Annotated in this window: 8 protein-coding genes; 2 read left to right on the top strand and 6 right to left on the bottom strand. The window is 63.0% G+C overall.

The window, feature by feature from the left end:
• Positions 1-102: 102 nt before the first annotated feature.
• Positions 103-1464, bottom strand: coding sequence for a PRC-barrel domain-containing protein (locus E5X34_RS28590; protein ID WP_292571912.1), 1362 nt, complete (start codon positions 1462-1464; stop codon positions 103-105).
• Between the two features lie 244 nt (positions 1465-1708).
• On the opposite strand from E5X34_RS28590, the gene E5X34_RS28585 reads away from it, so the two are divergent.
• Positions 1709-2629 (top strand): diacylglycerol kinase family protein, encoded by a 921-nt coding sequence (locus E5X34_RS28585; protein ID WP_292571909.1) that lies wholly within the window; start codon positions 1709-1711, stop codon positions 2627-2629.
• A gap of 426 nt (positions 2630-3055) precedes the next feature.
• On the opposite strand, the gene E5X34_RS28580 is transcribed toward E5X34_RS28585, so the two are convergent.
• The 3 genes from E5X34_RS28580 to E5X34_RS28570 form a co-directional block, all read right to left on the bottom strand.
• Positions 3056-3520 carry a phage holin family protein gene (locus E5X34_RS28580; RefSeq protein WP_292571906.1) on the bottom strand — a complete coding sequence of 155 codons (465 nt, stop codon included), beginning with the start codon at positions 3518-3520 and terminating at the stop codon, positions 3056-3058.
• Between the two features lie 6 nt (positions 3521-3526).
• Positions 3527-3853, bottom strand: coding sequence for a YqjD family protein (locus E5X34_RS28575; protein ID WP_042643003.1), 327 nt, complete (start codon positions 3851-3853; stop codon positions 3527-3529).
• 91 nt (positions 3854-3944) lie between these two features.
• Positions 3945-4706, bottom strand: a complete 762-nt coding sequence (locus E5X34_RS28570) for a Crp/Fnr family transcriptional regulator (protein WP_292079281.1) — start codon at positions 4704-4706, stop codon at positions 3945-3947.
• 164 nt (positions 4707-4870) lie between these two features.
• Between E5X34_RS28570 and E5X34_RS28565 the strand changes: the two genes are divergently transcribed.
• Entirely contained in the window at positions 4871-5251 is a 381-nt protein-coding gene (locus tag E5X34_RS28565; RefSeq protein ID WP_292571903.1) for a response regulator, read from the top strand.
• A gap of 35 nt (positions 5252-5286) precedes the next feature.
• Here E5X34_RS28565 and E5X34_RS28560 read toward each other — a convergent pair whose 3' ends face one another.
• Positions 5287-5838 (bottom strand): RNA polymerase sigma factor, encoded by a 552-nt coding sequence (locus E5X34_RS28560; protein ID WP_292571900.1) that lies wholly within the window; start codon positions 5836-5838, stop codon positions 5287-5289.
• 3 nt (positions 5839-5841) lie between these two features.
• Positions 5842-6045: a NepR family anti-sigma factor gene (locus E5X34_RS28555; protein WP_042641626.1), complete on the bottom strand. Its 204-nt coding sequence runs from the start codon at positions 6043-6045 to the stop codon at positions 5842-5844.
• Between the last annotated feature and the right edge of the window lie 75 nt (positions 6046-6120).

Raw genomic sequence — 6120 nt, 5'->3', positions numbered from 1 at the left:
GGAGTAGGGGAGTAGGGGAGTAGGGGAAAACACAACGGTTGTTATCCGCCAGCTTCCTTTTCCTACTCCCCTATTCCCTTACTCCCCTATTCCCCTATTCCGCTACTTCAGCATCATCCGCTGCTGGTCGCGGTTGGCGGCATAGCTGCTCTTGTCATAGGCCGTCTGCGCCTGCAGCTGCTCCTTGGTGAAGTTGGTGTAGAGATATTTCTTGCCGTTCTTGTCGGTCATGAATTTGAGCTTGTCCATGCCGACCGCCACCTCCTTGGCGCCGATGCCGAGGAAGCCGCCGACATCGACGATGACCGCGTCCGGCTTGTTTTCGGGCGTCAGCACGACGTCGCCGATGGAACCGATCTCGGCATCGTTGGCGCCATAGACCGTGGTGCCCTTCAGATCGTCGACCCTGATATTGCCCATGGGCATTTCCGTCAGCGTCGACTTGTCAATGGACGAGGTCTTGGTCTGGTCGGTTGCGGCGGTGCCGTTGTCGGCGGGCTTGTTCTCGGCCGTGCTCTGGGCCGGCGGCGTCGCAGGCTTGGTCTCGGCCGTCGACTTGGCGGGCTCTGCCGGCTTGGCCCCCTTATCGGAGGTCGTGTCCGAAGACACCACCGCAGGCGTGGTCGCCGCGGGAGCGTTATTCGCGGCCGTGGTGTTGCCCGGCGCCGGATCATAGGCCTTGCGGTTGAAGTCGGGCTGCGCCTGCAGTTCCTCCTTGGTGGTCTCGGCCACCAGCCAGCGGTCGCCATTCTTCTCGGCCCATTTTGCCTTGGCGAAGTCATAGGTGACATTCTTCGTGCCGATGCCGAGGAAGCCGCCGACGCCGATCACCAGCGATTCGGCCTTGCCGTCCTTGGCAAGCACGATGTCCTTCACGTCGCCGATCTTCTGGGCGTCGTCCGCGGTGCCGTTATAGACCGACTCGCCCATGATGTTGGAGGCGAGGTTGCCCTCGGCCTTCTTCACCGGCTCGGCCGGCGCGGCCGCCGGAGCCTGTGCTGTCGTGTTGTTGGCGGGCTGCGTGGCATCGGTCGACTGCGCCGGCGCCGGATCATAAGGCTTGCGGTCGAATGCCGGCAGCGCGTTCAGCTCATCCTTGGTCGACTTGGCGACCAGCCAGCGGTCGCCGTTCTTCTCGGCCCATTCCAGCTTGCCATAGTCGAAGGCGACATCCTTCTTGCCGACGCCGAGGAAGCCGCCAACGCCGATGATGGCGGATTTGGCCTTGCCGCTGGAATCGAAGACGACATCATCGACCTTGCCGATGTTCTGGGCGTCGTCGCCGGTGCCATTGTAGACAGACTCGCCGATGATGTTGGTCATAAGCGCGCCATCGGCGCGCGGCACCGGAGCCGTGGTTTCGGCCGCTGGAGCCTGTTGCGCCGGAGCGGGCGTCGTCTGCGCAAAAGCGCCGGTTGCGAGCAGTGTAGCGATCGCGGTGGTCGCAAAAAGAGTGCGGATCATGATGGTCTCTCCTCGTGCCTGATTTGTGCATGCTGCTCACCCGGCCAGCCTCTGGACGGCGGGTCGGGAGCGGCAGTGTCGACAGGTTCACAACGTCGTGACCGGGGTGTTGTTCCAAACACGACCCGTCCATCAGCATCTGGCTGGCCGAGCCTGCGGTGGAACCTTTGCGGCCGCATCCTCGTTCCAGCCTGCGGCTGAGCGTCTGGCGGCTCAAGCAGCCTGAAGGGAATACGGAGCGGGTATGCGGTTTGCTGCGGTGCTTAATCGGGACGGCGGCACGCTCCGCACCATCGACATGGAAGCTTTTTCCGGACAGTTGCGTCAGACGCTTGAAACGGCGGGACATTCGGTCGAGATCGACATCGTTGCCGGCCGGGATGTCGCTGCCGCGCTGGAGAAGGCCATCGCCAGGCGCAACATCGACGTGATCCTTGCCGGTGGCGGCGACGGCACAATCTCGACCGCGGCGTCCCTTCTCATGAACAAGAAGAAGGCGCTGGCCATTTTACCTGCAGGGACGATGAACCTCTTCGCGCGTGGCCTGGGCATTCCGCAGACACTGGAGGCAGCGCTGCGGTCCTTTGCCGATGGCGAGGTGATCGCCGTCGACATGGCGAGCGCCAATGGCCAGCCTTTCGTGCATCAGTTCTCGATTGGCATGCATGCCAAGATGGTCCAGCTGCGCGAGAAAATGGATTTCGGCTCGCGCCTTGGAAAGATGCAGGCCTCCGTCCGGGCCGCCTGGGCGGCGATCAAGAATCCACCGGCGCTGAAAGTGAGCCTGAGCATCGGCAAGGCGGAGATCGTGACGCGCACGACGGGCATCGGCATTTCCAACAATCTGTTCGGCGAGGGCCACCTGCCCTATGCCGACAACCCGGCCGGCGGCGTGCTCGGTATCTATGTCAGCGTCGCGCGCCGGCGTCACCATTTGGCAAAGCTGTTGCTGGACATGCTGCGCGGCCGGCTGCGCCGGAGCGCCCATGTCGAAGTTCATCAGGCCGGTAAGGTTGTCCTCAAGGTCCTCTCGCCCGCCAGGAAATTCAGCGCCGTCCTGGACGGCGAATTGACCAGGCTCGAGCGCGAAACCACGATCGAGATCCACCCCGGCGCGTTGAACGTGCTTGTTCCGTCGAGCGGCGTCAGCGCAAAGGCAGCTTGAAGACGGCGCTGCTTCAGGGTTTTGCGGTCGATTGGCCTGGTGCGGCGCCTGCTCGGTGCCAGGCGGCTGCGGCACATGCTGCTCGCCGGAAGCCGGCGACTTTATCAATTCCCCGTAAATCTCCACCGCACCCCACGCAATGAAGGCCAGTAACAGGCCGGCTACGAGAATCCTTAAAGCGTGCCAACCCCAGCGTCCCTGGCGGGCTTTGTCTTCAGGAACGATCTTGGTCATGATTGGCCTCCATGTTGCGTGTCTGGCCAAGCGTTTCGGGCACGGCACGATCGGGTAACGAGCCCTTGCCGTGAAGGTTCCGAGCGGGAGATCATTGAACGAATGAGCCCTGCGGCAGGCATTCGAAGCTCGCCAGCAAGCCAGCCGCGATAGTCATGCCCAAGCAGCCGCCACGCTGGAGACCTCGACAGCCTAATGCAGATCGTCCGGACCTTGCCTTGGCGGCGGCGGCCTAGTGTTCTCCCGATAGATGGCGTAGGCGACGACCGCAAGGGCGGGCGCGGCAATGGCCGCCAGCCCGCCCTTGCTCCTGGCAAGTGCCGGAAGCAGGGCAAGCGCCGCGGTAACACCCACCGCCGTCATGTCGGCCTGTCGCCGTCGCGCGCGGCGTTTGCCGCGCGCGCTGGCGGTCAGCTTGTGGATGACGATGATCAGCCCGGCAAGCACCAGGAACCCGATGCCGAAGCCCAGGCTGGTCGCCAACGCCCCGTAGCGCGCCGCCAGCCAGATATAGGCGGCGCCGATGAGGAAGCCGACGCCGCAGAGGGCGAAGATGGCGGCAAGCCCATAAAGGATGGCCGTTATCCGCGCCCTTTGCAAAGCAGCCATGGCCTCGCCCGAGGCAAGGGCTGAGATCAGCGAGACAAGCGTCCCCATCTGAGGCTAGCGGCGGGAAAGAAGGGCGAAGAGGAAACCGACGCCTGCGGCGATCGCCAGCGACGTCACCGGCTTCTCACGGACTTTGGCGATCAGTTGTGCCTCAATGTCCTCGGCACTTCCTCGCATGCTCTCGAACGCGGCTTCGCCTTGCGCGCGCAGCTGTTCGACGCCGTCCGCGGCGGCGCGCCGCGCGGCGCCGTAGCCGTGCTGGCCTGTCCTGGCGAGTTGCTCGGTGAGTTTCTGGATATCCGCCTTCAACTGCTCGATATCGGCTTCGAGATCGGCGGTGGTTGCTTGGTCCGTTGCGGATTTGCCTGCGGCGGTTGCCATTCTCTAACTCCTTGCGTTTGCGTTGGTTTCAACGCCCGTTCCGCACCATGGTTCCGGGCCCGGTCTCTCACACCTGAATATCGACACAGCCCTAGATCAGCGGCCTGCGGTCCTCCCCTAGCCCTTCCCAGCGGGCCAGCTTCTTCAGCCCATCATAGTCGATCACTTCACAGCCACCATCCCGCCACAGGACCAATTTGCGGTCCATCAGCTTGCGGATCGTCTTGTTGGTGTGGACAAGCGAGAGGCCAAGCGTGTCGGCGACGTGCTGTTGCGTGATCGGGATCTGCACCGGCGTCTTGCCGTTGAGGCCGGCGCCGCGAGCCCGGCTGGCGATGAAAGCGATAAGATAGGCGGCGCGCTCGAGCGCGGTGCGACGGCCGATGCTGAGCAGATTCTCATCCAGCATGCGCTCCTCGCGCGAAGCGATCCAGGTTATGTCGTAGGCAAGGCCGGGATGGTTGCGGTAGAGTTCCTGCAACTGCTCGCGTTCGAAGACGCAAAGCAGCATCGGCGACAGCGCTTCGACGGAATGCTGCATCTCGCCCATCAGGCTGCCCTGCAGGCCGATGAGGTCGCCGGGCATGGAAAAATTGAGAATCTGCCGCCGCCCGTCGGGCAACAACTTGTAGCGGAACGCCCAACCCGACAGCACCGTGTAGAGATGGGCGCTGTGGCTGCCTTCGACCAGGACCGTCGCCCCCTTGTCGACGGCAAGCTCACCGCGCTTGAAGGTGCTGATGAATGAGAGTTCCTGCTTGTCGAACTCGCGGAATGCAGGCAGAGGCCGCAATGGGCACTTTTCGCAACTATATTGACGGCTGGCGACCGGACGTGCGCTTTGGCTGGACATTTCGACCCCTCTTCGAAATCCCTGCCCTTGTGGGCGCAGAAAAACGCCTGAGACCGGCAGGGGTTCCGCAGGCTTCCACACCTGGGCTTTTAGCCATGTCTTTTTTAAATGACATGCCAACAAATTCCGCGCATCAGTGCGGTCCTGCCAGGAGAAACCGATAAGTGCCAGCACTGCTTGACGGACTGCGTATCCTCGTCCTGGAAGACGAGTTCCTGATCGCGATGGATGTCGAGCAGCTTTGCCGCGACCATGGCGCGGCGGAGGTGACGATCGCTCGGGAGATCGTCGAGATCGACGGGCAAACGCTGTCCGCGCGATTCGACGCGGCGGTTGTCGACCTTATGCTCGGCGGCGTCTCGACCCTGGATTTCGCCGCCCGGCTGCGCAGCGAGGGCGTGCCGTTCGTATTCGCCTCCGGCTATTCGGATCCGGACGAGGTTAAGGGTTCGTTCCCCGACATCCGACTGGTGACCAAGCCTTACTCGGGCGAGGATCTGATCGAAGCCCTTGCCATGGCCTGCGGCCGGGTCGCCTCGGCCTGAGGCCACCCGCGCGATCGGAACTGTAGGCGATCGGCTTACGCCGCGTTCGAGCCTGTCACTTGCGCCGAGATCGCGTCGGGTCCGAACTCGTCCTCGCCGGAAATCTTGAGGATCTCCTGCAGCCTGGTGCGCGCCCGGCTGACCCGGCTCTTGATCGTGCCGACCGCGCAGCCGCAGATCTCGGCGGCTTCCTCGTAGGAAAAGCCGGAAGCGCCGATCAGGATGATGGCTTCGCGCTGGTCCTCGGGCAGCTGCTCGAGCGCGCCGCGGAAATCCTTGAGGTCGAGCTGACCGTGCTGGGCCGGATGGACGGCAAGCCTGGCGGTCATGATGCCGTCGCTGTCCTGCACTTCGCGGCCGCGCTTGCGCATCTGCGAATAGAATTCGTTGCGCAGGATGGTGAACAGCCAGGCCTTGAGATTGGTGCCCGGCTGGAAACTCTCATGCTTGTCCCACGCCTTGACCAGCGTTTCCTGGACGAGGTCGTCGGCCCGGTCGGCGTTCTGCGTCAGCGACACGGCAAAAGCACGCAGGCTCGGGATCGCACCGAGCAGCTCGGTCTTGAAGCTCTGGGATACCACCGCCATGCCTCAGTCCTTTTTCTGGGCAGGTTCGGTCTGTTCCAGCTGGCTGAGCAACTGAGCGAAACGGTCCGGCACATGATCCGAGACCAGCTCGTCGTAATATTGCTTGAGCTTGCGGGCAATTTCGGAGTTTGCTCCAAGCGGGTTGCCATCCCCGTTCCGATGCCTGCTCTTGGCATCAGCCATCTGTTTTTTTGACATTTCTTTCATGTTAGCCCTAGTTTCCAGCACCGGAACCGCTCTTCGACTTCAAACCACAACGCAAGCGGAACCCTCGTCTGGTTG

The organism is Mesorhizobium sp. (assembly GCF_004963255.1).
Lineage (GTDB): Bacteria > Pseudomonadota > Alphaproteobacteria > Rhizobiales > Rhizobiaceae > Mesorhizobium.
Note: the sequence above shows the minus strand (reverse complement) of the source record. Positions and strands in the feature narration are given on the sequence as shown.